The organism is Paenibacillus canaveralius (genome assembly GCF_047238265.1).
Classification (GTDB): domain Bacteria; phylum Bacillota; class Bacilli; order Paenibacillales; family NBRC-103111; genus Paenibacillus_F.
This window is the reverse complement of record NZ_JBDFMM010000001.1, coordinates 3367890-3394093: the sequence shown is the minus strand read 5'-3', so window position 1 is coordinate 3394093 and position 26204 is coordinate 3367890. Positions and strand designations below refer to the sequence as shown.

Annotated in this window: 27 protein-coding genes; 22 read left to right on the top strand and 5 right to left on the bottom strand. The window is 55.4% G+C overall.

Annotated elements, in window-relative coordinates; translation table 11 throughout:
- Positions 1 to 27 precede the first annotated feature (27 nt).
- The 5 genes from ABC395_RS15205 to glsA all read left to right on the top strand — a co-directional run bounded on the left by ABC395_RS15205 (position 28) and on the right by glsA (position 5412).
- Entirely contained in the window at positions 28 to 588 is a 561-nt protein-coding gene (locus ABC395_RS15205; RefSeq protein WP_413004344.1) for an SMI1/KNR4 family protein, read from the top strand.
- A 19-nt stretch (positions 589 to 607) separates the two neighbouring features.
- Positions 608 to 1804: a GNAT family N-acetyltransferase gene (locus ABC395_RS15200; RefSeq protein ID WP_413004343.1), complete on the top strand. Its 1197-nt coding sequence runs from the start codon at positions 608 to 610 to the stop codon at positions 1802 to 1804.
- Positions 1801 to 2880: a Rieske 2Fe-2S domain-containing protein gene (locus ABC395_RS15195; RefSeq protein ID WP_413004341.1), complete on the top strand. Its 1080-nt coding sequence runs from the start codon at positions 1801 to 1803 to the stop codon at positions 2878 to 2880. The genes ABC395_RS15200 and ABC395_RS15195 overlap by 4 nt, the downstream gene beginning before the upstream one ends.
- Before the next feature lie 190 nt (positions 2881 to 3070).
- The gene (locus tag ABC395_RS15190) at positions 3071 to 4345 is read left to right on the top strand and encodes a sensor histidine kinase (RefSeq protein WP_413004340.1); all 1275 of its coding nucleotides are present in this window, start codon (positions 3071 to 3073) and stop codon (positions 4343 to 4345) included.
- A 122-nt stretch (positions 4346 to 4467) separates the two neighbouring features.
- The gene (glsA, locus tag ABC395_RS15185; RefSeq protein WP_413004338.1) at positions 4468 to 5412 is read left to right on the top strand and encodes a glutaminase A; all 945 of its coding nucleotides are present in this window, start codon (positions 4468 to 4470) and stop codon (positions 5410 to 5412) included.
- A 4-nt stretch (positions 5413 to 5416) separates the two neighbouring features.
- Here the strand turns inward: glsA and ABC395_RS15180 are convergent, their stop codons facing one another.
- The gene (locus ABC395_RS15180) at positions 5417 to 5980 is read right to left on the bottom strand and encodes a DUF1003 domain-containing protein (protein WP_413004336.1); all 564 of its coding nucleotides are present in this window, start codon (positions 5978 to 5980) and stop codon (positions 5417 to 5419) included.
- 204 nt (positions 5981 to 6184) lie between these two features.
- Between ABC395_RS15180 and ABC395_RS15175 the strand changes: the two genes are divergently transcribed.
- The 4 genes from ABC395_RS15175 (at position 6185) to ABC395_RS15160 (ending at position 10668) form a co-directional block, all read left to right on the top strand.
- The gene (locus ABC395_RS15175; RefSeq protein ID WP_413004334.1) at positions 6185 to 7399 is read left to right on the top strand and encodes an MFS transporter; all 1215 of its coding nucleotides are present in this window, start codon (positions 6185 to 6187) and stop codon (positions 7397 to 7399) included.
- A 616-nt stretch (positions 7400 to 8015) separates the two neighbouring features.
- Positions 8016 to 8717, top strand: a complete 702-nt coding sequence (locus ABC395_RS15170) for a FadR/GntR family transcriptional regulator (RefSeq protein WP_413004332.1) — start codon at positions 8016 to 8018, stop codon at positions 8715 to 8717.
- Positions 8714 to 9985 (top strand): CynX/NimT family MFS transporter, encoded by a 1272-nt coding sequence (locus ABC395_RS15165; protein ID WP_413004330.1) that lies wholly within the window; start codon positions 8714 to 8716, stop codon positions 9983 to 9985. Before ABC395_RS15170 ends, ABC395_RS15165 begins: the two co-directional genes overlap by 4 nt.
- Before the next feature lie 98 nt (positions 9986 to 10083).
- Complete coding sequence (locus tag ABC395_RS15160; protein ID WP_413004328.1) at positions 10084 to 10668, top strand: YdcF family protein; 585 nt, start codon at positions 10084 to 10086, stop codon at positions 10666 to 10668.
- Positions 10669 to 10728: 60 nt separating this feature from the next.
- Here ABC395_RS15160 and ABC395_RS15155 read toward each other — a convergent pair whose 3' ends face one another.
- Both ABC395_RS15155 and ABC395_RS15150 read right to left on the bottom strand, forming a co-directional pair.
- Positions 10729 to 11622, bottom strand: a complete 894-nt coding sequence (locus tag ABC395_RS15155) for an IS3 family transposase (RefSeq protein WP_413004326.1) — start codon at positions 11620 to 11622, stop codon at positions 10729 to 10731.
- Positions 11623 to 11650: 28 nt separating this feature from the next.
- A complete protein-coding gene (locus ABC395_RS15150; protein WP_413003227.1) occupies positions 11651 to 11902 on the bottom strand; it encodes a helix-turn-helix domain-containing protein in 252 nt (83 codons plus the stop codon).
- A gap of 436 nt (positions 11903 to 12338) precedes the next feature.
- Here ABC395_RS15150 and ABC395_RS15145 point away from each other — a divergent pair, with 436 nt between their 5' ends.
- The 13 genes from ABC395_RS15145 (at position 12339) to ABC395_RS15085 (ending at position 24655) form a co-directional block, all read left to right on the top strand.
- A complete protein-coding gene (locus ABC395_RS15145) occupies positions 12339 to 13493 on the top strand; it encodes a type III polyketide synthase (RefSeq protein ID WP_413004325.1) in 1155 nt (384 codons plus the stop codon).
- On the top strand, positions 13480 to 14226 hold the full coding sequence (locus ABC395_RS15140; protein WP_413004323.1) for a methyltransferase domain-containing protein: 747 nt from the start codon (positions 13480 to 13482) through the stop codon (positions 14224 to 14226). Before ABC395_RS15145 ends, ABC395_RS15140 begins: the two co-directional genes overlap by 14 nt.
- Complete coding sequence (locus ABC395_RS15135) at positions 14223 to 15446, top strand: NAD(P)/FAD-dependent oxidoreductase (RefSeq protein ID WP_413004321.1); 1224 nt, start codon at positions 14223 to 14225, stop codon at positions 15444 to 15446. The genes ABC395_RS15140 and ABC395_RS15135 overlap by 4 nt, the downstream gene beginning before the upstream one ends.
- A gap of 33 nt (positions 15447 to 15479) precedes the next feature.
- Positions 15480 to 17603, top strand: a complete 2124-nt coding sequence (locus tag ABC395_RS15130; protein ID WP_413004319.1) for an MMPL family transporter — start codon at positions 15480 to 15482, stop codon at positions 17601 to 17603.
- Positions 17604 to 17811: 208 nt separating this feature from the next.
- Positions 17812 to 19248 carry a multi antimicrobial extrusion protein MatE gene (locus ABC395_RS15125; protein ID WP_413004317.1) on the top strand — a complete coding sequence of 479 codons (1437 nt, stop codon included), beginning with the start codon at positions 17812 to 17814 and terminating at the stop codon, positions 19246 to 19248.
- A 126-nt stretch (positions 19249 to 19374) separates the two neighbouring features.
- A complete protein-coding gene (locus ABC395_RS15120; protein WP_413004316.1) occupies positions 19375 to 20811 on the top strand; it encodes an erythromycin esterase family protein in 1437 nt (478 codons plus the stop codon).
- Positions 20812 to 21051: 240 nt separating this feature from the next.
- Positions 21052 to 21675 (top strand): MSMEG_1061 family FMN-dependent PPOX-type flavoprotein, encoded by a 624-nt coding sequence (locus tag ABC395_RS15115; RefSeq protein ID WP_413004314.1) that lies wholly within the window; start codon positions 21052 to 21054, stop codon positions 21673 to 21675.
- A 35-nt stretch (positions 21676 to 21710) separates the two neighbouring features.
- On the top strand, positions 21711 to 22133 hold the full coding sequence (locus tag ABC395_RS15110; RefSeq protein ID WP_413004312.1) for an immunity 22 family protein: 423 nt from the start codon (positions 21711 to 21713) through the stop codon (positions 22131 to 22133).
- A 139-nt stretch (positions 22134 to 22272) separates the two neighbouring features.
- Positions 22273 to 23004 (top strand): class I SAM-dependent methyltransferase, encoded by a 732-nt coding sequence (locus ABC395_RS15105; protein ID WP_413004310.1) that lies wholly within the window; start codon positions 22273 to 22275, stop codon positions 23002 to 23004.
- A 38-nt stretch (positions 23005 to 23042) separates the two neighbouring features.
- Positions 23043 to 23633 carry an AAA family ATPase gene (locus tag ABC395_RS15100; RefSeq protein WP_413004308.1) on the top strand — a complete coding sequence of 197 codons (591 nt, stop codon included), beginning with the start codon at positions 23043 to 23045 and terminating at the stop codon, positions 23631 to 23633.
- Positions 23634 to 23646: 13 nt separating this feature from the next.
- Positions 23647 to 24195: a hypothetical protein gene (locus ABC395_RS15095; RefSeq protein ID WP_413004306.1), complete on the top strand. Its 549-nt coding sequence runs from the start codon at positions 23647 to 23649 to the stop codon at positions 24193 to 24195.
- Between the two features lie 38 nt (positions 24196 to 24233).
- Entirely contained in the window at positions 24234 to 24404 is a 171-nt protein-coding gene (locus tag ABC395_RS15090; protein ID WP_413004304.1) for a hypothetical protein, read from the top strand.
- An 86-nt stretch (positions 24405 to 24490) separates the two neighbouring features.
- Positions 24491 to 24655, top strand: a complete 165-nt coding sequence (locus tag ABC395_RS15085) for an antitermination protein NusB (protein WP_413004302.1) — start codon at positions 24491 to 24493, stop codon at positions 24653 to 24655.
- A 56-nt stretch (positions 24656 to 24711) separates the two neighbouring features.
- On the opposite strand, the gene ABC395_RS15080 is transcribed toward ABC395_RS15085, so the two are convergent.
- Entirely contained in the window at positions 24712 to 25386 is a 675-nt protein-coding gene (locus tag ABC395_RS15080; protein WP_413004300.1) for a sensor domain-containing protein, read from the bottom strand.
- Positions 25387 to 25442: 56 nt separating this feature from the next.
- Positions 25443 to 26090: a metal-dependent hydrolase gene (locus ABC395_RS15075; RefSeq protein WP_413004298.1), complete on the bottom strand. Its 648-nt coding sequence runs from the start codon at positions 26088 to 26090 to the stop codon at positions 25443 to 25445.
- Between the last annotated feature and the right edge of the window lie 114 nt (positions 26091 to 26204).

Genomic DNA, 26204 nt, shown 5'->3' with positions numbered 1-26204 from the left:
CCAACAACGGAGCGGGAGGTGCCGCGGGTGCGGAACTATACTTTTGACGAAACGTTTGTAAAACGAGCGGGGGCGGCGGAGGAAATTTTGGAGATGTTCCTTCAAAATTGGAAGCTTCCCCTGACGGAAGACGAAACGAAAGAGATCGCCGCAAGACAGGGAAATCCTTTTCCCGCGAATTCGCCCTTTTACGATGCCTACACCCCGATCGATCCCGCCGGATGGCGTTTGCCGCAGGGGGAACTGCCGGACGCGTATGCGGATTTGTTGCGTTACTCGGACGGAGGGGAATTTCAGAACGGAGAACGCTATTTCCAGTTTTTCTCCACATCCGACTTCAGGGAAATGAACCTGGCGTACGAGCTGCCCGAATACATGCCTTTATCCGTTTCTTTTGCGATGGACGGCTGCGGAAACCATTATATTTTTGATATGAGACAAGCGCCGGTGAAAGGCGAATATCCTATCCTTGCCGCGCATTCGGGCAGCCTGGGTTACGACGACTGCGTCCGGGTGGCGGATTCTTTCGAGGAACTGTGCCGGGGAAGAAGCTCGCTGGACGATGAATTAGACAGCCGTTACATCTGAACGGCCGGGGAGGGACGCAATGACACAGCCGGCTGAATCTACAGAAGAATGGCAGGCAGAGAATAACGATTTGAACGGGGCTGAAGCATGGAATACTCCCGTGAATGAATACGGACCGGAGAAAACTCACCCGGCTAACGGGATGACAACGGCCTACACAAAGCCGCTGATCGACGGCGGCACCGAAGCGTATATCCGCAACGTCCGGACGACAGTCGAACTGGCACGGGCCGGAGAGCAGCTGCTTCCCGTAACGGTGAACGACACGGAGTACGGGAATTCCTATGTTTGTTCGCCGTATTCAACCTACGTGTCCTACGCGCTGGAAGAGCTGGTGCTGTTCAAGAGCGGGCTGCTCAAAGGCATATTACGAGGAGTGATTAGCCTCTTATCGCCGCTGCTGAAAAGCGCCCGGATCAACCGGAACGTGCACGTCAATAACTGGCTGCTTTCCACGAATTTATATGAGGAGCTGCCGAGGGAGGATATCCGGGAGCTGACCGGCGGTCTGCTGAAGCGTTTTCCGTCGCATGCGGTCATTTTCAGATCGCTGAATGAGGTGACGAACCCGCAGCTGATGAAAGATCTGACGGCGCTGGGATGGATTCTCGTTCCGAGCCGGCAGGTGTACTTTTTCGACGGGCGCAAGCCGGATTATCTGCACAAACCGAACAACGTATGGGACAAAAAGCTGCTCGCGCGCTCACCGCTGCGGATTGTGGAGCACGAAGAGATTGCAGCATCCGATTATCCGCGCATCGTGGAGCTTTACGAAGATTTGTATATCCGCAAGTATTCCCGGCTGAATCCGCGGTTTACGGAAGCTTATATCGCGAATTGCCATAAACACGGGCTGCTTCGGATCGGCGGTTTGAGGGACAGCTCGGGGATACTGCAGGGTGTGATCGGCTGTTTCGAAAAAGCCGGCGTCATCACGGCGCCGCTGGTCGGCTACAACACCTCTCTTCCGCTGAAGGACGGGCTTTACCGGATGCTGATGAATCTGGTGCTGACCCGGGCGGCCGAACAATCGAAGCTGCTGCATTTAAGCTCCGGCGCCGCACATTTCAAGCGTATCCGGGGAGGAAGACCGGCCATCGAATACAGCGCCGTCTATATCCGGCATCTGCCGCTCAGGCGGCGGGCCGTATGGCTCGGATTAAGTCGACTTTTGAATGGAGTTGGGGTACCCGTGATGAGGAAGTACCGGTTATGAATCGGACGAGGAACGATGGTAGCAAAACGGACGGCGCAAAGGAATCCGCCGTGTACAAGGAGCTTCAAAACCACTGGCTCCCGCTCTGCCCTTCGCAGGATTTGAAGCGCAAGCCGCTCGGGTTGACGGTGCTTGACGTACCGCTTGTCCTGTTCCGCACGAAGGAGGGCGTACACGCCCTGCTGGACCGCTGCCCGCACCGGAACGTGCCTCTGTCGGGAGGATGGCTGAAAGAGGAAAAGCTGGTCTGCCCTTACCACGGCTGGGAATTCGACGGGACCGGCGCCTGTACCCGGGTGCCGGGTCTGTGCACGTTTAAGCCGGGTCCGCACCATGACGCGACTCCGGTAGCCGTGCTTGAGCGGGACGGCTTTGTATGGGGCCGGCTCGGTGAAGGGAATGCCGCGGGGGAGCCGGAAGGCGCTCCCGGTCCGGAGCCTCTGCCCCTACCGTTTATGAACGATCCGGAGTATTATTCCTTCGTCTGGAAAACGGCCGTCCGCGGTTCGCTGCTGAATGCGGCGGAAAATCTGCTGGACGCCACGCATACGCACTATGTCCACGCCGGACTCATCCGGACGGACAGCGGACGCCAGACTGTCAACGCCCGCATCCGGGCCGAAGGCGCCGCCGTCGAGATCGAATATACCGGCGAATCCGGGCAGGCCGGTCTTATCTCGCGCCTGTTCGAGCGGGACAGGCAGCGGAGCTGCGGCCGGTTTTTTATGCCGGGTGTCGCCCAGATCGAATACGGTTCGGCCAAAGGCTTGACGCTGCTTATTACCGCCGTGATGAGACCGACTTCCTACGCTTACCAGGATGTATACGCGGTCATTACCATGAAGCGCGGCCGGTTCACGAACGGGCTGAAGAAGCGGGTGCTTACCCCTTTTCTGAAAAAAGCGCTGAATCAGGACATCGCGATCGTCGAGACCCAGCAGCGGGCCCTGGAACGCTGGGGCGGCGAAAGCTTTCGTTCCACGCAGGCTGACCTGATCCGTCCTTATCTGGAACAGCTTATAAAAGGGAAAATATACGAGGCTCCTTATGAGAAGAAGGTGCAGTTGTTTGTATGAGGCTCTTCATCCGGTATCGGCTCTTCTTTTAAATCCGCAGAATTTCAGATAAAAGTTGTTATTTCCGTGAATAGAGATGGGATTTCCGGAAATTCTCTTTTTTTTTCGAAACCATTATGCCTGAAAGAGGCGGAAGTATAGTACACTTAATAAGATCTTATCTGAAAGTATAGAAAGCTGTGTGATAGCCATGACAGGAGAACATCAAGACCAGCTCGGTTTTTATAATAATATAGAGGAAGCTGCCGCTCATATCATTGAGGTCGTCAGCGGCCTGCTTCAAGTGAACACCATTTTTGTCGCAACCAACGACGGACGGACCAATACGATTCTGAAGGCGTTCAATCGTCAGGAACAGCTCGTTAAAGAAGGCGACGAGCTCCCGTATGACATTAGCTACTGCAGCCTGGTGGGACGCAATACCGGCGAGCCGCTTGTTATTGCCGACACGGCGGTTAGTCCGCTTACGGCGGATCTGGAAGTCACCCGTGCGCTCGGAAGCCGTTCTTTTATCGGGCTGCCGATTATTTTGAAGAACGGGCATTTTTACGGTACGATCTGTATTCTCGACCATCCGTCTTATCCCGTTTCGGAAACGGATCTCAAAACCCTGAGCGCGATGGCGGTCTTTCTGGCCCACGTGGTGGAGCTTGAGCATACGGTTACGGAACTGCGGGAAGCCCAGCAGATCCTTCGGGAGTCGCATGCCGCTTCCGAGCAGTCATCCAAGATCAAGAGCAAGCTTCTTGCCATGATCGGCCAGGAGATCAAGACGCCGATGACAGGCATTATGGGCATGACGGATTTGATGCAGGATACGGAGCTGACTGAGGAGCAGAAGAGCTACATGAGCATTATTGAAACGAGCAACAACTCCCTGCTCAATCTCGTAACGGACATTCTGGATTACAGCAAAATGGAATCGGGCGGCGTATCGGTAGAGGCGGAGCCGTTTGAGCTGCTTCCCGCCTTGGAAGAAGTCGTGAATCTTTACGGAATCAGGCATGCCGGCGGGCGGGCGGTCCGTCTCGACGCGGCTCCCGGACTTCCGGCGGTTGTCGTAGGCGATCCCGTGAAGATCCGGGATGTGCTGATCAAGCTGCTTGAGCATGCTTCCAAAAACGCCCGCGCCGGCGATCTCACACTAACGGCGGTTCAGTTGGCGGATAAGGATCATCCCGACGCGCATCATATCCGTTTCGCCGTTAAAGCGCCGCTTATTACTCCCGATAAACTGGAATTTCTCATGGAAGGATCCGGCGTCAAAGCCGACGCTTCTTCCGTTCCCGTCTATGAAACGAGCCTGGATCTGGCGATCAGCAAGAAGCTGGTGGATCTTATGGAAGGGCAGATCTGGACGGAGAGCGACAGGCAGAGAGAGACGGATCTGCTCTTTGACCTTACGCTAAGCAAGTATGCCGAAGCGGCCGAAGAGGCGGCAGTTGAAAACATAAATAAAAGATGACAGAAGCGCTCCGCGTTTCTGTCATCTTTTTTTCGTTTGGCGGTCATACTTGTCTTATGGAGAAGGAATCCGGAAAGTACGCGGCAATCAGAAAAGCGGCATGGAGAGTAAGGAGGGAAGCTTTGAAAGCCGATCATGAATTCAAAACCATCCGGACGTCGCTTCCGCTGTGGATTGAGGAGAGCCGCAAGCTGACTTCACGGGGAACCGTGGCGTCTTACATTCCGGAACTTGCAAAAGCTCCGGCTTCCGCACTGGGCATTCACCTGCTGAACGGGCAGGGGGAGCACTTGTCCGCGGGAGACTGCGGGCTGCCTTTTACGATGCAGAGTATTTCCAAAGTGTTTACACTGATTCTCGCACTGATGGATAACGGGGAAGAAGCGGTCTTCTCGAAAGTCGGCAAAGAGCCGACGGGCGACGATTTCAACTCCATGCTGAAGCTGGAGCTTGTGGAGCCCGGCATTCCGTTTAATCCGCTGATCAACGCGGGAGCGATTGCCGTGTCTTCGCTAATCAAAGGTGCCGGTCCCGAGGCGAAATCGGCGAGAGTGCTGGCGTTTTTCCGGGAGCTTGCGGCAAACGGCACCCTGGATTACGACGAGGCGGTATACCGGTCGGAGAATGAAACCGGGCATATGAACCGTTCGCTCGCGTATTTTCTGAAAGAGAACGAGGTTCTCGACGGAAGTGTCGAGGAGGTTCTCCAGGTGTATTTCCGCCACTGCTCGATCCGGGTCACATGCGGCGATCTTTCGCGGATGGCTTTGATTCTCGCTTTCGACGGGTACGACCCGCTTACGGGTCAAACGCTCATTCCGCGGCGTTACGTTCAGATCGCGAAAACGTTTATGACCACCTGCGGAATGTATAACGCTTCCGGAGAATTTGCGATCAGCGTGGGGCTGCCGGCCAAAAGCGGCGTTTCCGGCGGTATTCTGACGCTCGTGCCGGGCCGGTACGGCATCGGTCTTGTCGGGCCCGCGCTCAACGGCAAAGGCAACAGTGTCGCAGGCGTCGACCTGCTTGAGAAGCTGTCGGCAAGCTATGACTGGAGCTTGTTCTGATGAATTATTTCCGCCTCCCGCGTGCGGTTACGGCCCGCCCGGGACGGCTTTTGGCGCGGGACCGGGCGGATAACCGGAGCTCGATCCGCTGAAGCTTCACTTCGAGCTCTTTTAAATTTTGCTGAATTTCCAGGTTCTCCTGCTCGGCTTTATAATTGATGGCGATGTCGAGCATCTGCTCCTGTTTATCTTTGGCGGCCTGGCGGTTCTGGCTTTTCTGAATCAGTGTCGACTGAAACAGGGAAAGGATGGAGAGGGCGAAGCTGAGAATAAACAACGAGTTTCTTTCGCTGTTGACGAGCATCCAAAGCGTAATGATGACCGCCGAGCATGTAACAAACCACCAGCTTCCTGCCAGGACAGCTACGTGATCGGCCAGACGGTCCCAGCGGTTCGTCTTTTTCTCCTGCTGCTCGTGCAGATGCGCCTTGATCTTCCCCTGATAGTCGCGGACCATATCGGTGACGCGCTCGACATCTTTTTTGTGCAGCTTCTGCCTCGGATATTTCTCCAGCTCCTTCAGAAGCCTTTCTTCGGAAGTTCTCTCCGTCTCGCTTATATAACTCATGGTGTCTGTTTCCTCCCGGTTTAGAGCCTGTTTAAATTTACAACGGAAATGTTAGCCAATTGGACAGAATCGGGGTAAAATAGGGAATTACCCGGTATGCTTCTCCTTTTAACTGGAAAAGTATAGGGGCATCCTCGGAATGCGCCCCTTTGGACAGGACAGAATAAGCAGAACATACCTACTAAACGACAAGGGAGAAGCCCAATGCGCGCTATTGCGATGCTTCAAAATCCTAAACAGCGGAAGCTGCTGTTCAGCGCCGGTTTAAGCTGGCTGTTCGATGCCATGGATGTCGGCATTATTTCATTTATCGTCGCGGCTTTAACGGTTCACTGGAAGCTCAGTGCGGGACAGGTCGGCATTCTGACCAGCATTAACTCGGTCGGGATGGCTTTCGGGGCGGCGATCGCCGGGTATTTGGCAGACCGTTACGGCCGCAAATCCGTCCTGGTCTGGACCCTGCTCATTTTTTCGGCCGCCAGCGGCTTGTCGGCTCTGGCCGCGAGCTTTACCGTCCTCTGCATCCTGCGGTTTATCGCGGGTGTCGGACTTGGCGGAGAGCTCCCCGTCGCATCCACGCTCGTATCGGAGAGCATGCCCGTACAGGACAGGGGAAGAGCCGTCGTGCTGCTCGAAAGCTTCTGGGCGGGGGGCTGGATTCTGGCGGCGCTCATCGCTTACTTCGTCATCCCGAAGTACGGCTGGCAGTCCGCCTTCGTTATCGGAGCCGTGCCTGCGCTCTATGCGCTCTATTTGAGGCGGGCGATTGAAGATCCTCCGCGGTTCCGGAAAGAACGGTCGGGCGAATCTTCGTTTACGGCGAAGGTGAAATCCGTCTGGTCCCGCGATTACCGGCGGTCGACCGTTATGCTGTGGGTCTTGTGGTTTACGGTCGTATTCTCGTATTACGGCATGTTCCTGTGGCTTCCTACGGTTATGGTGATGAAAGGCTTTACGCTCGTAAAAAGCTTTCAGTATGTGCTCATCATGACGCTCGCCCAGCTTCCGGGTTATTTTACGGCCGCCTATTTTATCGAGAAATTCGGCCGTAAATTCGTTCTCGTCACCTACCTGGTGCTGACCGCTTTCAGCGCCATATGGTTCGGTGGAGTTTCCACGGAAGGCATGCTGATCGCGGCGGGCATGTGTTTGTCCTTCTTCAACCTCGGAGCCTGGGGCGGCCTGTATGCCTATACGCCGGAGCTGTATCCGACCGCGATCCGCTCGACGGGAGCGGGACTCGCCGCCTCGTTCGGCCGCATAGGCGGTATTGTCGCGCCGCTGCTGGTCGGAGTGCTTGTCGGCTGGGGCATCGGCATTCAGGCGATTTTCATCCTCTTTTTTGTCATGATCCTGATCGGCGCGCTCGCCGTGCTGTTTTGGGGAGACGAGACCAAGGGCAGAGAGCTTTCTTCCTGACCTGAGCGAAGCGCCTATTTTGTGATTGTGACACCGAATACCGATATGAACGGCGTTTGCAAAAAAACAGCTTGTCCGTCCGCCGGAAGACGCCGGTTGGCCATCGCTCCCGCGCTGCAGAGCAGCGCGTGCAGTGAGCTTCGCGGATGCGGAAAGCAAGCTGCGAAGGCGCGACGAATCAAGGATTGTCTCTACATGGGACAATCCTTTTTTTGTCGGCGGATGAAAGTGCCCGATAAGCGGACAGGACCGACTTGCCGGGCGGCTAGACTCCGAACAGGAACACACCCGTGACTGGACTGTCATCATGTGCTACCGGTATGAAATCGGAATGAAACGGCATGAACTTGCATGAAACTGTCATGAACTGACATAGAAACAGACATAGAAACAGACATAGAAACAGACATGGAAACTGACATGAAAACCGAGATGAAACCGAGATGAAACCGACATGCGGTGCATTCTTGTGTTACTGTCATTCGCTACCGTTATGAAATGCCGCAGGAGGGTTCGTCGTATCCGAAACGATTTGCGCAAGACATTTTACAGATCACGTTCCTTGTGGTATTTTAAATAAAGACCAATCATCCTATGTTTGGAGGTTTAGAGAAAGATGCTGGAAAAACCGAAAAAATTAACGCTGGTGGAGCAGGTTGCCGATCAGCTTCAGACTTTAATCGAATCCGGCCGGTGGCCGGTAGGTACGCGCATCCCTCCGGAGCCGGAGCTGTCGGAGACGCTGGGCGTCAGCCGCAATACGATCCGCGAAGCCGTGCGGGCGATGGTTCATGCGGGGCTGCTGCAGACGAAGCAGGGGGACGGCACGTATGTGTGCTCGTCCAGTGTCCTTGGCGTCGTTCTGCAGAAACGGGTCCGCCAGTCCACGCTGATCGAGACGCTGGAAGTGCGGCAGGCGCTGGAGCGCGAAGCGGCAAGACTTGCGGCGGAGCGCAGGACGGACGAAGACGTCGCTTCCCTGAAGCTTCATCTGGACGCGTGCACGGCGGCTGCGCAAGCCGGAGACATGGCGGCCTATTCGGGCGCGGATATCCGGCTTCACCAGGCGGTCGTCACGGCGGCGCATAACGAGCTGTTCAGCGAACTGTACGCTCACATGACCGAAGCGGTGGATCTTTCCGTACGAAGTTTGACGGAGGTTGTCACGGAATTCACGGAAATCGATCTTCATCACCGCAGTCATGCCAGAATGATCGACGCCATTATCCGGCAGGATGTGGAAGAAGCCGCGGAGGCGGTGCACGAATATATCTCGCATTCGAGAAACGATTTGAAACGCTTGGAGGAACTTTCATGAACACTAGAAATATGACACCATCCGAAGACCTGCCGCTTGCGGGGCAGGATCAAGCTGCGGCGAGAACGGCCGGCTGGCTGCTGATTGTCGGCATTTTATTTATCGGAGCCGTACTGAGAGCTCCTCTTACATCCGTCGGTCCTTTGATCGGCACCATTAAGGGAGAGCTCGGCATCTCCAATACGCTGGCGGGCATGTTGACGACGCTGCCTCTTCTCATGTTTGCCGTTATTTCTCCTTTCGCTCCGAAATGGGCTAAGAAGTACGGGATCGAAACGGTTTTGCTTGTCGCCGCAACCGTGCTGACCGCCGGAATTTTACTCCGGTCGGCATCGGGAGCGGGAACGCTTTTTCTGGGAACCGCCCTGTTAGGAGTAGCCATTGCCTTGTGCAACGTGCTGCTTCCCAGTCTGATCAAACGGGATTTCCCTGCCCGGATCGGTCTGATGACCGGCGTATATTCCGTGTCAATGAATTTGACCGGAGCGGCGGCATCGGGCGTCAGCGTACCGGCGGCAAGCAGCCTGGAGCTCGGCTGGAAAGGCTCGCTGGGAATCTGGGCCGCGCTGAGTATGCTGGCTCTGCTGTTTTGGGTGCCGCAGGTGACAGGCGTCCGCAAAGCGCGCCGGGTGGCCCGAGTATCCGCCATTTCGGCGAATAATTCCGGCGATACAAACATTTCCGTATGGAAATCGCCGCTAGCCTGGAAAGTCACCCTGTTCATGGGACTCCAGTCGACGTTTTTCTACGCATTCATCGCCTGGCTTCCGGCAGTCCTGAATACAAGAGGATTGTCCGCGGGGTACGCGGGATGGATGCTTTCCCTCATGCAGCTCGCGCTTCTGCCCATTTCGTTTGTGGTACCCGTACTGGCGGCGAAAATGGCTAATCAGCGCTTCCTGGTCACCCTTACGTCCGCGCTGTTCCTGGCCGGCATTCTCGGACTGCTGCTGGGAAGCACGGCTCTTGTGCCGCTGTGGATTATCTTGACGGGGATAGCCGGAGGCTGCGCGTTCAGTCTGGCGATGATGTTCTTCAGTCTGCGCACGCGAAGCGCCCAGCAGTCCGCCGAGCTGTCCGGTATGGCCCAGTCGTTCGGGTACCTGCTGGCCGCCGCCGGCCCGATTTTGTTCGGTTTTCTGCACGACACGACTGGCGGGTGGACGACTCCGCTGCTCCTGCTTGCCGCAATCGCCGTTCTGCTCTTTATCGTCGGCCAAGGTGCCGCCGCTAACCGGTTCATCGGAGAAGAACACGGAACGGAATGAAAGCTTTACGCTGTACGCGTTCACGAGACACGGAAGAAATCCGGCGTTCATCTGTGGTAAGATAGGGGGCAGGAACCCGGTAAATGGAGTGAGGCTTTTTGACGAAAAAACAAATCAAGCTCATACTTGCTTTCGGACTGTTCATTGTCCTGATGATCGCGTTGAAAAACGCGGGAACTTTCCTCGTCTATACGGAAGAGCCGGTTAAATCCGATGTGATTCTCGTTCTTTCGGGAGACAGGGGGGATAGGACCGAGAAAGGAGCCGAGCTGTACAAAAACGGAGTCGCCCCTTTTCTAATGTTTTCGGGGGGTGAAGTGTATCGAAACAGCAAAATGGCCGGTCTCATGAAAGATCACGCCATGGAACTCGGCGTCCCCGAACAAGCGATCGTCCTGGAAGACCGGGCGGACAGCACCTATGAAAATGCCGTTTTTTCCAAAAAAGTCATCGGGGAGCACGGGTTTAAATCCGTAACCGTCGTTTCTTCGGACTTTCATATGAGAAGGGTCAAGCTTCTTTTCGACCGGGTCTTCAAAGATTCCGGCATCCGGCTTCATTACGTGGCCGCCCCCGACAAAAATTTTACTCCCCTGAAATGGTGGGGCAACAATAAAAGTCTGATGGTTACTTTTACGGAATATCTGAAGCTGACCGGCTATTTTTTCGGTAAAAATTCATAAGTATGCAAGCCGCGCTTTTGAAGTTACCCCCGTCAAGTAGACAGCCTTAAAAAAGCGTCCTTAAGCAACCTTAGTTCGGTATTCTATCGGACTAAGGTTGTTTAGTTTTCCTTGAAAACGTTCGTGGTTGTAAAAATGGATGTACTGTTCTACAGCTTTTACCAGCTGGCCTTCGTTCGAAAAAGTGTGGAGCCGAAGACATTCCGACTTGAAGTGCCCAAAAAAGCTCTCGATACAGGCGTTATCCCAGCAGTTTCCTTTACGCGACATGCTTGCTTTCATCTTCTTGCGCTTCAACAGGGCATGGTACTGCTTATGGGTATATTGAAAGCCCTGGTCGCTGTGAAGCAGCAGATTCGTTACGCGGCGTTTGTGTACGGCTGCTTCTACCGTTTCCAGCACAAGCTTTAGGTTGTTGTGGCGCCCAATTCGGAAGGAAACGACTTCGTTGTTGTACAAGTCATAAATGACCGACAAGTATAGAAAACGAGAGCCGATCGGCAGGTAGGTCACATCCGTAGCCCATTTCGTATTCGGCGCTGTCGCCCCGAACGCCCGGTTCAGTACATTGGCGGATACGACCGTGGCCTCCCGACGACCAAAATACGGTTTTCTGCGTCTGATCCGTGAACGAATCCCTAACTCATTCATCAGCCGGTACACACGTTTGTGATTGACGTTTAGTCCGTAGGTTTTTTTCAGCCATACCCGAATCCGGCGATACCCGTAGATTCCTTTGAGCCGTGTGTGACACTCCAAGATTTTTTCCTTCATTGTGTGCTCTTCTGTACGTTTGGGTGAAGGCTTCCGTTTTGCGGTTCTCCACTTGTAGTAGCTACTCCGGACAACGCCTGCCAGCTCACATAGCAGGACGACCGGATAATCGACAGCTAGCGCTTCGATAGCTTGGTAGGTTTGACGCCGCTTTTCTCTTGCCCCCTTTGCAGTTCCCATAGCTTTTTTAGCAGCGCATTTTCTGCTCTTAGCCGCACCAATTCTTCCTCTTGGGACATTGCCTTTTTAGGCCTTCCTTTTCTGGAACCGACCGCGGTTCCTCTTTTTCTTTGAGCCCTTCCATTCCTTCTTGCTCGTAGTGAGCGACCCATCTTCTCACCATTCTGTCGTTAATACCAAGTTTCTTGGCTATTGTTTTATAGCCAAGTCCCTCTTCCAGGAACATGATGACGGCCCGGCGTTTAAAATCTATATCGTAGGTCTTTCGTATTTGTCCCATAAAAAAATCCCCTCCAAGTTAGACTTTAGTGTGCTTTTTACACTGTGTCTACTTAAAGGGGATCATATCATTTATGCGGCTTTTTTTATTTGGCGCAAAAAGGCGGCCGGGACGAGAGGCAGAGGGCTGCACAGCCTTTTCGGATATGCGGCCATGTAAAAGCGGTCGAATTTCCGTCCGCAACGGGGCACTATTCCCATGACAACATACAGGGCTTTGAGGGCGAAGCGCTTGCGTCACATGCCGGTTGGCGGCCCGCATGCTGCTCACAGGCAGCGGCGCAGCCGTGTATCCTGGCTGAACGTAGTGCCTGTACTAAGCTTCTTCCGCTGTGAATACAAATAAACAGAGGGGCCGGTAGAATGTGGGGCCGGCCTGCCGTATTGCTGTTTTCGGCCGAACAGGCTTATTCATAGACGAGGAGATGAACCTGTAGATGAACCAGAACCAGACGACTCCCGCAACCGCGATTCTTGGACTAGGCACGGCAGTCCCGGCCTACCCGCTGGAACAATCGGAAGTAGTTCTCCGCTTGGCTCAGGCATTGGAGCGTTATCCCGATTCCGCCCGCTGGGCCAAGAGGCTGTTCAGGCAGTGCGGCGTACAAACCCGGTACACCTGCGAACCGGGCCTTCTGGAGCCGGTCTCTTCCTGCCGCTATTTGCCCGATGCGGTGCCGGGTCTTATCCCGTCGACTGCCGAACGGATGGAGATTTATAAAAGAGAATCGGTGCCGCTGGCCCGTCAAGCGGCCGGACAAGCTCTGGCAGACAGCGGCCTCCGCGCTTCGGATATCACGCATTTGATCACCGTAAGCTGCACGGGGCAGTTCCTGCCGGGGCTGGATGCCTCGCTCGTGAATGAACTGGGCTTATCCGCAGAAGTCTCCCGCATCCCGCTCCAATTTATCGGATGCGCGGCCGGCCTGCGTGCCGTATGCCTGGCCCGCGAAATTGCGGATGCCGCTCCACAGGCGAACGTGCTGATCGTAAGCGTCGAACTGTGCACGCTGCATATACAGCCTTCGGGCAGCAAAGAAGCTCTTTTCGGAGCATCATTTTTCGGAGACGGGTCCTCCGCCTGTGTAATCGGCCGTACGGGACAATCGCGGCAGGGAATATTCGGGCTCGGTGACCACCGCTCCGTTCTGATTCCGGAAGCTGCGGAGGAGATGACCTGGGAAGTGGGCAACTTCGGTTTCGACTTGTACTTGTCGCCCCATATACCGAGGCTGATCACGAACCGCATTCCGCCGGAAGTCGGCAAACTGATTGGCGGGGAACGCCTCCCCGAGCTGTGGGCGATCCATCCCGGAGGCAAGGGAATCGTGGATGCGGTCCAGCAGGTATACGGCCTGACCGAAGAACAGACTGCGCCCAGCAGACAAGTGCTGCGGGATTTCGGTAATCTTTCTTCCGCGACGATTTTTTTCGTCCTGCAGCAGATGCGCGAGGAGCTTAGGACAGCGGGAGCGGGTGCCGCCGACGGAATCGCTCTGGCTTTCGGTCCCGGAATTACGGCGGAGCTTATCCGATTCACCTACATACCGGTAGGCGCCGCGGAGGAGGAAACAGCGCATGCCGCCGTTTGACCGTCTGAGCAGCCGTTCGCCCGAAGCGGAGCTTATGGACGATTTTACACGCGGCGGAGCCGAACTCCGGGAAGCTTTGCGGCATCTTCGCAGACTTAACCGTCTTTTCGCGGCCCCGGGTCCGACCTTGTACGGGATCGAGAGATTGTGGGCGGCCGCCGGAAAACCTGGGCACTTGACCGTGCTTGACGTCGGTTCCGGCTCCGGCGACATAAACCGTCATGTGCTCCGCTGGGCGGATGAACGCAAAGTAAGCATCAAGATTACCCTATGCGATATTACGGAGGAAGCGTGCGAGGAGGCACGGCATTTGTTCCGCGGCGAACCGAGAGTGGATATCCGCCGGGCGGATTTGTCCGAGCTTCCCGAAGGGGGCGCCGATATTGTGACCGCCGCCCAGTTTCTCCACCACTTCTCCCCGGAAGATCTCCCGGACGTCGTGAGAACGATGCTCCGGGCTTCCCGCTTCGGCATCGCGGTTAACGATATTCACCGTCACTGGCTTGCCTGGTCCGCCGTCTGGCTGGCTTCCCGCATCTTGTCGGGGAACCGGTACATCCGGCATGACGGACCGCTGTCGGTCGCCAAGGGCTTCTCGCGGAAGGACTGGTCCGAGCTTGGAACAGTCCTGAAGATGCCTGGCTATCACGTTTCGTGGAGACCGCTGTTCCGCTATGCGGTCGTAATCCTCCGGCAGCCCCGGCGGGGAGCGGACCCGGAGCCGAACCCGTGACTGTAACCGAGACGGATGCTGCCGTTCTGGGAGGAGGTTTGGCCGGAAGCCTTATCGCTAAAAGCCTGGCGGAAAAAGGATGGCGGACGCTGCTCGTGGACCGGCACCGCTTTCCCCGCCATAAGGTGTGCGGGGAGTTTCTGTCGCCGGAAGTCCGGCAGATGCTGGATGCGGCCGGACTGACGGACCGCGTGTCGGCCCTTCGTCCCGCCGCGGTAGAGCGGGTGCGGCTGATTTCCGCGGAAGGCGGACATGTCGATATCCCGCTGCCGGGAACCGCGATGGGACTCAGCCGCTTCCGTCTTGACGGAGCGCTGCATGAAGCCGCCGCGGAGGCAGGAGCCCGGGTGCGGACATCTTCGGCCGTTCTCTCGGTTGAGAGGTTCCCGGACGAGAATTTTGAGGTGAGAGTGAAGAGCGGGGACGACCTTGAGGTCATCCGGGCCCGCACGGTTATTGCCGCCTGGGGTGCTAACGGGCAGGCTGTCATAACCGGTTTTCCGGGCCGGACACCCCTTGGTAACCCGGCAAACCCCTCCGCACCGGCGGATCGCGGCCCAAGCGCCTTGTACCCGTGGAACCGCCGCGCCCCCGATTATATGGGCGTCAAATCCCACTACAGGGGCATCGAGATGGAGCCGGTCGTCGAGCTGTATCTCTTCCCGGGCGGCTACCTGGGGCTGTGCCCCGTCGAAGACGGCCTCGTGAACGCGTCCGCGCTGCTGTCGCGGGATGCGTTCCGCGGCGCGGGCAAGAGCGTGCCCGCTCTGCTCGAAGCTGCCGCTCGGCGGTGCCCCCCGCTTCTTTCGAAGCTGAAGCGGGGGCTGCCTGTGCCCGGTGCACAGGCAGCGGTCGCGCCGGTGATGCTGAACCGGCGCCTCAACCCTTGGGACATGGTGCCGCGCTTGGGGGATTCATCGGTGATGATTCCCCCGCTGTGCGGGGACGGCATGTCCATGGCCCTCCGCTCGGCGCGGCTGTGCGCTCCCCTGGCAGACGGGTATCTGCGGGGGGAGCTTAGCCTTGCCGGGTGGGAAGAGCAGTACGTCCGCGCCGTTGAGCGGACGTTCGGGGGGCCGCTGCGGTGGGGACGGCTGCTGCAATCGTCCCTCGGCAGTCCGGCCGCGGTCCGCTTGCTGCTGCGTCTTGCGCAGCTTTCGCCGGGCATGGCCTCAGGATTATTGAAGGCCACGCGGCTGAAGCCCGAAGGAGAAAGCTGAATTACGTTACCTATTCGGAAAAGAGGGGAGGGCATGGGCTTGTACAGACTGGCTGTCCTCTCTTTCCGTTATCCGAAAATCATTCTCATCTGCTGGACGGTGTGCCTCGTTATTTTCGGAGAGGGTGCCCTTCGTCTTCCATCCGTGCTTGGAGGACACGGTCTCGACCCCGGCGGCTCGTCCGGAACAGTCCGGCAGCGGCTGGATGAGGGCTTTAACCGGCCGGCGGAGCCGGTCGTGATCTGGTTTGAACAGAACAAGCCCGGTTCCAAGGCGGAGTTTAGAGCTTATATCCGGTCCGCTCTGCGGAATGCCGAGGGCTTGCCCGGACTGGAGAGGATCGTTTCACCCCTCGATAACGGGGACATGCTGCGTTCCGGCAAAGCCTACGCGCTGCTGGACTTACGCTTTACTGGCCGGGACGAACGAGCGGTGCTGGCCGAGCTGCGGGCACGCCTGCCTGTTCAGTCGGGCTTCACGTGGATGCTCACCGGGAAGCCGGTCGTTCAGGCGGATGTGAATGCGGCGAGCGAAACGGATATGAGAAAAGCGGAACTGATCGGACTTCCGGCCGCGTTTCTTATCCTGTGGATAGCGTTCGGCGGAGCGGCGACCGCTATGATTCCGGTCGTACTCGGATCGGTTGCCGCGGTCGTCTCGATGGGAATCGTCTACGGAATCGGAATGCGGACGGAATTGTCCAATTTCGTTCTCAATGTCATTCCGATGGTGGGACTGGCGCTTTGTATCGATTTTTCCCTCATGCTGGTAAGCCGGTTCCGGGAAGAACTGAGCTGCGGCAGGGCCGAACAGGCGCTTCGGGTGACGATGCGGACCTCGGGAAGAGCGGTCTTGTATTCGGCCGGCTGTGTGGCGCTTGGTCTGCTCGGCATTCTGTTCATTCCTCTGCCGATGTTCGCTTCGGTGGCCTGGGCCGCTCTTACCGTGCTGCTTGTCTCCGTGCTCCTGTCATTCACGCTGCTGCCTGCGGTATTGTCCATACTGAGAAGGAGAATCGAAGCGGAGAACTCCGCCCCGCCGGAACGAACCGGCAGCCGTTTCTGGCACCGCCTGTCCGAGGCTGTTATGAAAAGGCCCATGCGGATGGCGGTGTTCGCCATCCTGCTTGTTGTCCTATGCATCCTGCCGGCGGGACGGATGAAGATTGCGGTTCCGGATGCGGCATCGCTTCCCGAAAGCACGGAATCGCGCGCCGCTGCCGAACGGCTGGCCGTGCGTTTTCCTTCCCCGGATGCCACCCTTCTTCTCGGAGTACCGGATGCAAACCCCGGCAGCGGACGAAGTTTTGACTGGCCGTATGCTTACGGGAAGTTTCTGCAGCTTCAAGGAGATCCGCAAGTGGTCCGGGTGGACTCGGTTTTTTCCAGACTGGACATGAACGGCGAACAGCTCGCTGTGCTTCACGAAAAGCCGGGTATCCGTCACGAAGCCGCCGTGTTTCCCTTTTATTTTCACGGAAATCAGCTGGTTATGGACGTTTATCTCCGCACGGGCTCCGATTCGGAAGAAACGAGGCAGTGGCTGCGCAAATGGGAGGCGGCAGGAAACCAGGAACGGATTCCATTTCGGATCGGCGGGGAGGCCAAGTATCGTCAGGAAGTGTATGACGCTATTTTTACAAACCTGTATAAAGTGGCGCTGTTTGTCATCCTTACGAATTTCATCCTGCTGTACGGAGCGTTCCGGTCCGTATTCATTCCGCTTAAAACGCTCCTGATGAATGTTCTGAGCATTAGCGCTTCATTCGGCCTGTTGACCTGGATTTTTCAGGAGGGAGCGGCAGGGGGCGGTACTATCGCGATCATGATTCCCGTTTTCATCTTTGGCCTGGTGTTCGGCATCAGCATGGATTACGGCGTGTTCCTTGTCGCGCGCATCGCCGAGCTTTACGGACAGACACGGGACAACGATTACGCGGTTGCGGCAGGCTTGGCCGCGACTAGCCGGATCATTACTTCGGCGGCCGCTATTATGATCGCCGTCACGCTTCCGTTTGCGGGAGCGGACGTAGCGGGAGTCAGACAACTGGGAACCGGAATCGCCATGGCGATTTTACTGGACGCGACTTTGATCCGCATGATTCTGGTGCCGGCTTTAATGAAACTTCTGGGCAAGTGGAACTGGTGGTCGCTTTAATCTCATCAAACTTAGGAGACCGCAGGTGCTGCGGTTTTTTTGTGTGTTTATTGGGGATTGAGGTTGTTTTTCAATAAGAATTACTTGTCACTTTTTACGAAGTTATAAATATATCGGGGGTAAGGCCGTTTATTTGTGCTACAATCGAAGTAACTTTGTGCCTTGCGCTTGATCTCTAGTCTAAACTTCGTGAGTGAGGAGCAACGCTATGTCAGATGATGAACCCGATGATTACCAGGAAACCGGAAGTATCAAGAAAGCCGAACCGGCCGGAATTTCCGGCGGCTCGGACCGCGTGGAGGAACATGCGCCCATGGCCCGTGAAGCGGTTACTTTCTGGAAGCTGCTCGTCTTCTTTGTACCGCTCGGCATAGCGGCCAGTCTGGTCACGATGTCTCATTCGATCATTAACAGTACGCTTGCCCGGGCGCCCGATCCCGAGCATGTTATCGCGGGCTACGCCATTGCGATGAGCCTTCTCGGTATAACGGAGAAACCGGCCGTGCTGCTCCGGCAGACTTGTTCCGCGCTTGTCCGCGACCGGGTTTCTTTCCGCGCCATGCGGCGGGTCGCCTTTTATGTGTTCGCGTCCATTATGGCGGCCGGGCTGATTTTGTCGTATTTGCCGCCCGGTAAATGGCTGATGGGCGCCGTTTTCGGAATCGGCGGCGCCCAGCTTGAGAACGTTCTGAACGTTTACAGGATTCTCATGTTCGTCAGCCTGTTTTCGGGGCTGAGGTGTCTTTATCACGGATTGATCATCTATAACAAAAGAACGTTCTGGCTGACGATCGGGATGGTCGTCCGTCTCGTCGGCATGTATCTGGTCGCGCAGTATTACATACGGGTACACGGAGTTACCGGAAGCAGCGTGGGCGCGATTATTTTTCTCGTCGGCATGATTATCGAGAGCGCCGTTGCGGTATGGGAAGGCACGGCGCTGCTTAAGCATAAAATACCGGAGAAGGACCCCGAGCATACCGTCGAGAAGACGGGCGATGTTTTCCGGTTTTACAAGCCGCTCCTTTTCTCGTCGTTTATTGCGGTAGTGATCGGCCCGTCACTGAACGCGCTGCTCGGCAAGGCGGGAGATGCGGTTATCGCCATCGCGGCGTTCGCCGTCGCTTCCAATTTGACACAGCTCGTGCAAAGCTTTTTTTCGTATATTCATCAGATTGTGCTGAATTTTTACCGCATTCACCCCGGACGCGTCAAACGTTTCGTGCTGGTCATCAGCTTCATTCCGTCCGTTCTGATCGGTTTACTCGCTTATACGGCGGCCGGACCGTGGTTTCTGAGCGAGGTGATCGGCGTCGGCGACCGGCTGATGGAGGAAGTGATCAAAACGCTGCGTGTGTTTATGATTCTCACCCTTGTATTTCCCTGGCTCGATTACTGCAACGGCATTCTTATGCTGCGCAGGGAAACGCGGACGATGGTCTATTCGCAATCGGCCAACGTTACCGTAATGTTCGTTTCGCTTGTTCTGCTGATCGTGTTAACGCCGGGCTGGAACGGAGCTATCGGGGCTTTTGCCCAGTCGATCGGAACGCTGGCGGAGTTTGTCGTCGTCCTTTTTGCGGTAAAGCGGGGCAGGGAAGAAGCGCAGATAGACAGCCGACTGCCGCAGGGAAAATCCGTCTGAGTTTTCCGGAAATTTAAACGAAATTTAAACAGAATGCTTCCTCCTTTTAAATGACAGGGTCTAGTATAAAAGTGGTCATCTTCGTTGTGACGCTATTACTTACCGGTTTACTAGGGGGAATTTCTTTTGCATTCACATCATCTGAACCTGAAAAAAATCCGGACGGCGATTGCCTTGACGATCGCCGCCGTCTGCGCGTTTCCCGCCGCAGGAATGGCAGCCGCCGGAACCGCTGCGGACAGCGAGCCGCCAGCCGTCAGCACAACTCAGCAGTACGGCCGGAACTGGGGAGACTGGATTCAACGTCATGCTTACGCGCTGGACCGTATCCAGCCTGAAGCAAGCGAGAAGGGCGTTATCGAGAAGGACCGGTTTAACGATCTGGAATTTCTGAAGCCGCTCCTAATCGATAAAAGACTGGTCTACCTCGGTGAAAACACGCACGGGGCGGCGGAATACAGTTCTTCGAAAGTCCGTCTCATACAGTATCTGCACCAGGAGCTCGGTTACGACGTCATTGCCTTTGAATCGGGACTCGGAAACGCGTCGGCCGCCCTTGCCAAGAGCGCTGAATCGACCCCGGAACAAATGATGAAAGAGGCCATTTTCGGGGTATGGTGGTCCAAAGAGACGCTGCCTCTTTTTGACTATATCAAGCAGACTCTCGCAACGGACAAGCCGCTGATCCTCAGCGGTTTCGATATGCAAATCCAGTCCCCGTACTCGGATTTCGTCCGTGACTGGATCGGGACCGGGGACGCCAAACTTGCGGCAGCATTCGCGGATGCGGAGCAGGAGCTCGGCGACTGGAGCTTCAGCGAAGACGAAGCGGGGTATGCCAAGGCGAAACCGCGTCTCCTGGAAACGTATGAAAGCATGAGGACGTTTGTGAAAGAGAACGCCGGCAAGCTGAAAGCGGACTATCCCCGCAATCCGCACTTGGTCGAAATGACGCTGCGCGTTCTGGATAACCGCATCGAGGTCATCAATACGTATACCGAGGCGAATATCCGAAGCAACCTTGCGCTCAAGAAGAACGATATTGCCCCTTTCCAGGAAACCGTGCGGATGCGTGACGAGATGATGGCGGGCAATCTCACATGGCTTGCCGACCAAATTTACCCCGACAAGAAAATCATCGTCTGGGGACACAACGTACATATCCGTAAGAAAAACTCGGCGGTTTTAAACTCCGCCTACTCGGGTCTGAGTCTTATGGGCGAGAGCATGCCGGCCCGTTTAAAAAAACAGAGCTACGTGATCGGCCTGTATACGTATGGAGGTGAAGCCGCCAACAATATGGGGCAGAGCTATCCTATCGTTAAGCCGGAACGGGGCTCGCTCGAAGACATTTTGAAACAGCATGGACATCCCTATACGTTTGTCGACCTTAAATACCGCAAAGACAAATCGGGAACGTCCTGGATGTTCGAACCCCGCCTTTCCCTCGATTGGGGATTGATGCAGGAAAGCTTTATTCCACGCGATCAATTTGACGGGCTGCTGCTTATCGAAACGGTCCATCCGCCGTCTTACATGCGGGGTAAACCGGGCTCACAATAAGAGGGCCTCTTAACATGCACGGCCGGAATCCGCCTAGGCGGGTTGCCGGCTTTTTTGTGCAAGCGGCATCTGCAATAAACTCGGATGATCTTCCTTACCTTGGACTATAGATTGATCCGAAACGGGGCAAATGCGAAGAGTAACGCCGGCATCGTTACACCTGAAAAGATGCAAGCTGCCGGCAACTTCCGCTATAATAGAAAACAAAGTAAAAATGTTCCAGTTGCAGGAGGCGGGAGAATGGACTTTTTTAAAGAGCGTATCGAAGCCGAAGCGGAATTGCGGGAGATGCTCGGGTACCCGAACAAAATCGTGGAAGCGATGAAAATCACCTGTATGGAGCGGCACTGCCGGGAGTTTATCGGACTGTCGCCCATCCTGTTTGCCGCAACGGCCGATCTCCGGGGCAATTGCGACGTTTCGCCCAGAGGCGACGCGCCCGGATTCGTCAAAGTGCTGGACGATCATCATCTGGTTATACCGGAAAGACCGGGCAACCGGCGGATGAATACATACCGCAATGTCCTGGAAAACCCTCATATCGGACTTGTTTTTATTATACCGGGTCTGGAAGAGACCTTGCGGATCAACGGAAAAGCGTGCCTGACGAGAGATCCCGGTCTGCTTGCTCCGCTGGAGGCGCACGGCAAGATCCCGAAGCTGGCGATCGGAGTCGAAGTGGAAGAGGTTTTTCTGCACTGCGCAAAAGCGTTTAAACGCTCGGAACTGTGGGACAGCGGAACCTGGCCCGCGACTCTGCCCTCCGTGCCGGAAATGATCGCCGCCCATGCCAATCGTCCGGACATTACGGCGGATGAGGTTTCCAAAGGGTTGAAGGAAAGCTATGAGAAAAGAATGTACTGAGACGTGACGGTATACACATGAAGGAGGCGGGCTTGATGACAAACATTGTGGAAGAAAAGGAGCCTGCCGGGGAACGTCCGGGTTTTGTTTCCTTGTGGGTGGGACGGTTCAGCGGGGATGAAGAACTTGGGCGGTATACGGAATTTACGTATGATGAAGACGGGGAAAGCGTACTGCCGGCATTTTGCAGCGATTTCGGAATCGGCTGGTTCGACGAAGATTTTTTCGAAGCCTATCTTGTTGAGGATGAAACTTCATCGCCGGCTGATCTCCTGGAAGGATGTTCGTACGATGAACAGATCATTCCTGCATTCGAGGCGCTAGGTCTCCCGGAGGAAAACGACTGGAATACGGTGGTGCTCCTTTACGATTTCGTCTATCCTCTACGTTACCGGGGGAAAAGTGCCGCGTCCGGAACGAACCGTCTTGTATTCGCAGGGATGGCCGAGTACGAGTAAGGAGACAAAATTTTGTTATCTCCCCGATTAAAAGGATGATTTTTACATCCGCTTCTCTTGCCGGTAAGGTAGAGATCAGAGGTGAGAATGATGACAACTGATTTCGGAAAAGTATCGGACGATTACGCGAAATACCGGGATGCTCTTCCCGATCTACTGTTCCGGCAGTCTGAAAGCGCGCGGAACCGATTTTGAAGGCGGGAAGGGACTGGATCTCGGTGCCGGCACCGGTATTTTTAGCAGAGCTCTTGCGGAGCGCGGGGCAAATATTACGGGAATCGAGCCTTCGGCGGAGCTGATCGCAGCGGCTGTCGCTCAAAGCCCGAAAGCCGGATTGGGACAGATTTCGTACGTCCAGGCCTCTGCCGAGGAGTTCAGGCTGCCGGACACGTACTCGTTCGTTACGGCCGTCCGGGCCTGGCACTGGTTTGACCGTGACCGGACGCTGGAAAATATCCGGCGGCATCTGACGCCCGGGGGAAGCCTCATCGTGATAAATTCGGGTTTCGAATCCGCGTCGAAGGCTGTTCAGCTCACATTCAGCATTTTGAAAGAAAACGGAATCGTCCTGAAACCGGCCGGCTCAAACGCGGAAGTCAGGGAAAGAAGAAGCGGTTTTCCCGCGAATTGGTTCGAGGAGTGGGACCGGCATGGATTCCGTCTCAGGCACGAATGGGAACAGACTTATTCGCTTGCCTATACCCCCGAAGACTGGTGCGGTAAAATCAGGTCGGTTTCCTGGCTGGCAAACGAACCTGAGGAGCTTCGCATGAAGGTAAGCGGCGAACTGCTGCGGAACTTGTCCGCCTTTGGCCCGGTTTTGTCTATTCCGCACAAATACTCGGTGATCGTAATGACTCTGGAGAGCTAACGGGTCTCCACACATGTACAGAAAAGAGGGTGACTTCCGTGATTATATGGGTGAACGGCGCCTTCGGCTCCGGTAAGTCCCAAACGACGCACGAACTGCACCGGCGCATACCCGGTTCGTTTTTATATGATCCCGAAAATGCGGGATTTTTTATTCGCAAAAATGTGCCTTCTTCCACGACGCTGGATGATTTTCAGGATTATCCCATGTGGCGGGAAAGCAATTACGGCATGCTGAATTACATAAGCGGCAAATTTGACGGTGTGATCCTCGTTCCGATGACCCTCGTCAACCCGGTCTATTTCGACGAGATTGTAGGGAGGCTCCGGAGGGATAACAGGACGGTTCACCATTTCGCCCTCTGCGCGTCCAAGGAAACGCTTCTCCGAAGGTTAAAATCGCGGGGAGAAGGACCGAATTCGTGGGCGGCCCGCCAGATTGACCGGTGCAGAGAGGGGCTTTCCCACGAAGTTTTCAACTATCACCTTGATACGGATTTATTGACGATCGGTGAAGTAAGCGAGAAGATCGCTGCTCTTGCGGGGATACGGCTGCTCCCCGACAACAGGAGCGCAGTCCGGAAGAAGGCTGACCGCCTGCTGACCCAGCTTAAACAAATCCGCTTTTAGAAAGGAAGCCGCCGTGACGACTATACAAAGCATTACAGGCCAGCTTCTGCTCCTATTCGGTACGTTTTTCTCTTTAGCGGCCGGTAATTTGCCGGCGGCATTTATAAGTCTGGTGGGAGGTTTTATCCTGATATCCCTGTCTAAGCTTGTGGATTTTCAACAAGCTGCGTACCTCAAATCCCTCGGACTTCCGGTAACGGGTGAACAGATCCACCTGATTATGAAATATTCACCGGAATATGAGGTGGAGTCCGGGGATTTTAACGTATTTCCGGAAGCGCATAAGGAATATAGCCTCCTTCGTCTGGAAGGTGAGTTATACATCTCGACGCAGGTTTTTCAGAACATATTGACACGGGTGGAGAGCGAGTACACCTTTAACTTTCCGGGCCGTGAGGCCGTTATTCTGTTCCGTGCGCCATCGTTATACAAGGGGGCCGAGTTGTTTGAATACGGAGGAGAGGGATTCGTCCGCATTTCGGCACTGGATCTGGTGTGCCAATTTTGCGAAGGCCGGCTTCTGCTGAATTTCGCGGCTCAGGGAAGAGAGACGGACGATTAAACTCTGGTTTCTTTGCAGCACAAAGTAGGCGGTAGATTTTGGCGGCCGAGATCATGATTAACGGGGTTAATAATTGGCAGGTCCGCTCTGGCGGAACGGAAGAAAGCGAACGGATCAAAGTGACGGAAAGCCAGATCGGCTGGACGGACGTCAGTATAGCCATGGAAGAGAAGCTTTGGAGAAGGATGTCATCTCAGCGCTTATCTTAGCGTTTTGTGCGGTTGCCCGGGAAATGAAAGATATATTTCTCAAATTATTTCCTGCAGCGCAAAGCAGGGGACGGAGGGACGGGGCTATGGAGGTAAACGGCATCGGCTGGCTCACTTTGGCGCTCATCAATGCGGGTCTGGCCCAAGGAAAAAACAGAAGCGGATTAAACTGGTTTTTCATTTCGCTGCTGATGGGGCCGCTGGCTACTCTGCTTATTGTGGTTTGGGATAGAATTCCGAACGACACCTAGCGGAACAAACGGACTAAAAAAGAGCTGTCTCCCTGCGAGGGAGACAGCTCTTTGCATTACCGGAACCGGGGAGCGGGATGATAAGACGGCGCTCCGATTCGCGTCATTTCGACCGTAACGGAGCCCATGAACTGGGCCAGCTTGCGGATGGCGATCACTGCGACCGGAGCGGCCAGGATGCCGATTCCCGTATAAATCAGGGAAAGCTGCATAGAGTCGATCTTTTCGTTCATCAGGAAGAAGTTCAGCTGATCCTGGAAAATATCGATGTGGAGGGACTGAAGAAGAACCCAGTACACAATCGGAGCAACCAGCAGAGCCAGCACAACAGCAGCAATCGAGACCGCGAGCGCAAATGCGATAATGCCTAGGGGCAGGCGGACGAACTGCCAAAGCAGTGCGCTGAACGAGCGCGTGTCGACCACTTCCGCGCTTAGCCGGGACCAGAAGGACTTCCCTTCCTGAGCAGATGCACCCCGGGAAGTTTCCGTCTCCGTCTGGGGTTCCAAGCCGAGGAGCCGGGATGCGAGACGGGCGTCCAGGTCCGTCAGGTGCCGGTTCGTCCGCAGAACGAACAGAAGAAGCGGAAATCCGATAAAGATCGGCATGAGCCCGATGGACAACGCTATTCCTGCTACCGCATATACAAAACCGAAAATTCCCATGGGAAGAAGTGCGAGCAGATATAAAAACGATGCCGTAAAGTCTGGAGATTTGTTCAAGGCTTCCACCGTCCTTAAGTGATTTGCTTAATAAGACGACGGTGGAAAGAGGCCCCCTTCAAAATCTACAGAAACGGGATTTTAAAAGACTTCTTGTACAATGGATACAGCCATTTCACGCCGCTTGGCGTCAAAGTATCGGCGAACAGATGGGAGAAGTAGCCCGCGACGGCGACCATCATAATACCCTCCAGCTGCAGCTGTTTCTCCAGCTCCATGCCGATGGCGCCCCATGCCGCAAGCGCCCATACCGTGTGCGTCATCCCCCGGTGCTTCAGCCAGGGAGCCCACACGACAAATGCGCCGAGTCCCATCAGCCACCTCATCTGGGTATCCCATCCCCAATAAATGAGTCCCGCTCCGACCAGGCTGACGAGCGCGTTGCGGATGATGCCTTCTTTGGTCACGAAGCCGATCAGAAAGATCATGACCGCGATCGTCATCCGTTCCGGGTAAAACTGATGCTTCGTAAAGAAGAGGTAGGCCACGGCCGCTACAAGCAAAGCGCCTCCCCACAGAAACACTTCGCGCAGCCATTTGGAAATTTTGCCGAGCTTGCTGCTCAGCATGCTGGGGCCGTCCAGATCCGCGCTTAGCGCGGAGAAAGCGGCCACCGATATGTATACCGCGGCGTTGGTTAAGGTAAGAGGATGAAAAGCGGACGCGGCAAGTCCGATGGCCGTACCGATTGCGAGATGAGTTGATCCTTTCATAAGGCCTCCGTTGACTGACGATGATAGTGAAGGCAAACATATGTTTGCTATGACAGTATACAAGGAAAGCCCGGTTCACACAAGAGACGGAGGAAAAATATACCCTTTGCCGGA

What these genes read in the sequence shown, in the direction of transcription:
- ABC395_RS15130 (WP_413004319.1), top strand. Translation starts at nt 15,480, where the DNA reads ATGGGCTTGTACAGACTGGCTGTCCTCTCTTTCCGTTATCCGAAAATC.
- ABC395_RS15085 (WP_413004302.1), top strand. Translation starts at nt 24,491, where the DNA reads ATGGAGGTAAACGGCATCGGCTGGCTCACTTTGGCGCTCATCAATGCG.
- ABC395_RS15190 (WP_413004340.1), top strand. Translation starts at nt 3,071, where the DNA reads ATGACAGGAGAACATCAAGACCAGCTCGGTTTTTATAATAATATAGAG.
- ABC395_RS15150 (WP_413003227.1), bottom strand. Translation starts at nt 11,902, where the DNA reads ATGGGACAAATACGAAAGACCTACGATATAGATTTTAAACGCCGGGCC.
- ABC395_RS15075 (WP_413004298.1), bottom strand. Translation starts at nt 26,090, where the DNA reads ATGAAAGGATCAACTCATCTCGCAATCGGTACGGCCATCGGACTTGCC.
- ABC395_RS15125 (WP_413004317.1), top strand. Translation starts at nt 17,812, where the DNA reads ATGTCAGATGATGAACCCGATGATTACCAGGAAACCGGAAGTATCAAG.
- ABC395_RS15195 (WP_413004341.1), top strand. Translation starts at nt 1,801, where the DNA reads ATGAATCGGACGAGGAACGATGGTAGCAAAACGGACGGCGCAAAGGAA.
- ABC395_RS15165 (WP_413004330.1), top strand. Translation starts at nt 8,714, where the DNA reads ATGAACACTAGAAATATGACACCATCCGAAGACCTGCCGCTTGCGGGG.
- ABC395_RS15145 (WP_413004325.1), top strand. Translation starts at nt 12,339, where the DNA reads ATGAACCAGAACCAGACGACTCCCGCAACCGCGATTCTTGGACTAGGC.
- ABC395_RS15155 (WP_413004326.1), bottom strand. Translation starts at nt 11,622, where the DNA reads ATGGGAACTGCAAAGGGGGCAAGAGAAAAGCGGCGTCAAACCTACCAA.
- ABC395_RS15200 (WP_413004343.1), top strand. Translation starts at nt 608, where the DNA reads ATGACACAGCCGGCTGAATCTACAGAAGAATGGCAGGCAGAGAATAAC.
- ABC395_RS15110 (WP_413004312.1), top strand. Translation starts at nt 21,711, where the DNA reads ATGACAAACATTGTGGAAGAAAAGGAGCCTGCCGGGGAACGTCCGGGT.
- ABC395_RS15175 (WP_413004334.1), top strand. Translation starts at nt 6,185, where the DNA reads ATGCGCGCTATTGCGATGCTTCAAAATCCTAAACAGCGGAAGCTGCTG.
- ABC395_RS15140 (WP_413004323.1), top strand. Translation starts at nt 13,480, where the DNA reads ATGCCGCCGTTTGACCGTCTGAGCAGCCGTTCGCCCGAAGCGGAGCTT.
- ABC395_RS15115 (WP_413004314.1), top strand. Translation starts at nt 21,052, where the DNA reads ATGGACTTTTTTAAAGAGCGTATCGAAGCCGAAGCGGAATTGCGGGAG.
- ABC395_RS15170 (WP_413004332.1), top strand. Translation starts at nt 8,016, where the DNA reads ATGCTGGAAAAACCGAAAAAATTAACGCTGGTGGAGCAGGTTGCCGAT.
- ABC395_RS15180 (WP_413004336.1), bottom strand. Translation starts at nt 5,980, where the DNA reads ATGAGTTATATAAGCGAGACGGAGAGAACTTCCGAAGAAAGGCTTCTG.
- ABC395_RS15105 (WP_413004310.1), top strand. Translation starts at nt 22,273, where the DNA reads ATGCTCTTCCCGATCTACTGTTCCGGCAGTCTGAAAGCGCGCGGAACC.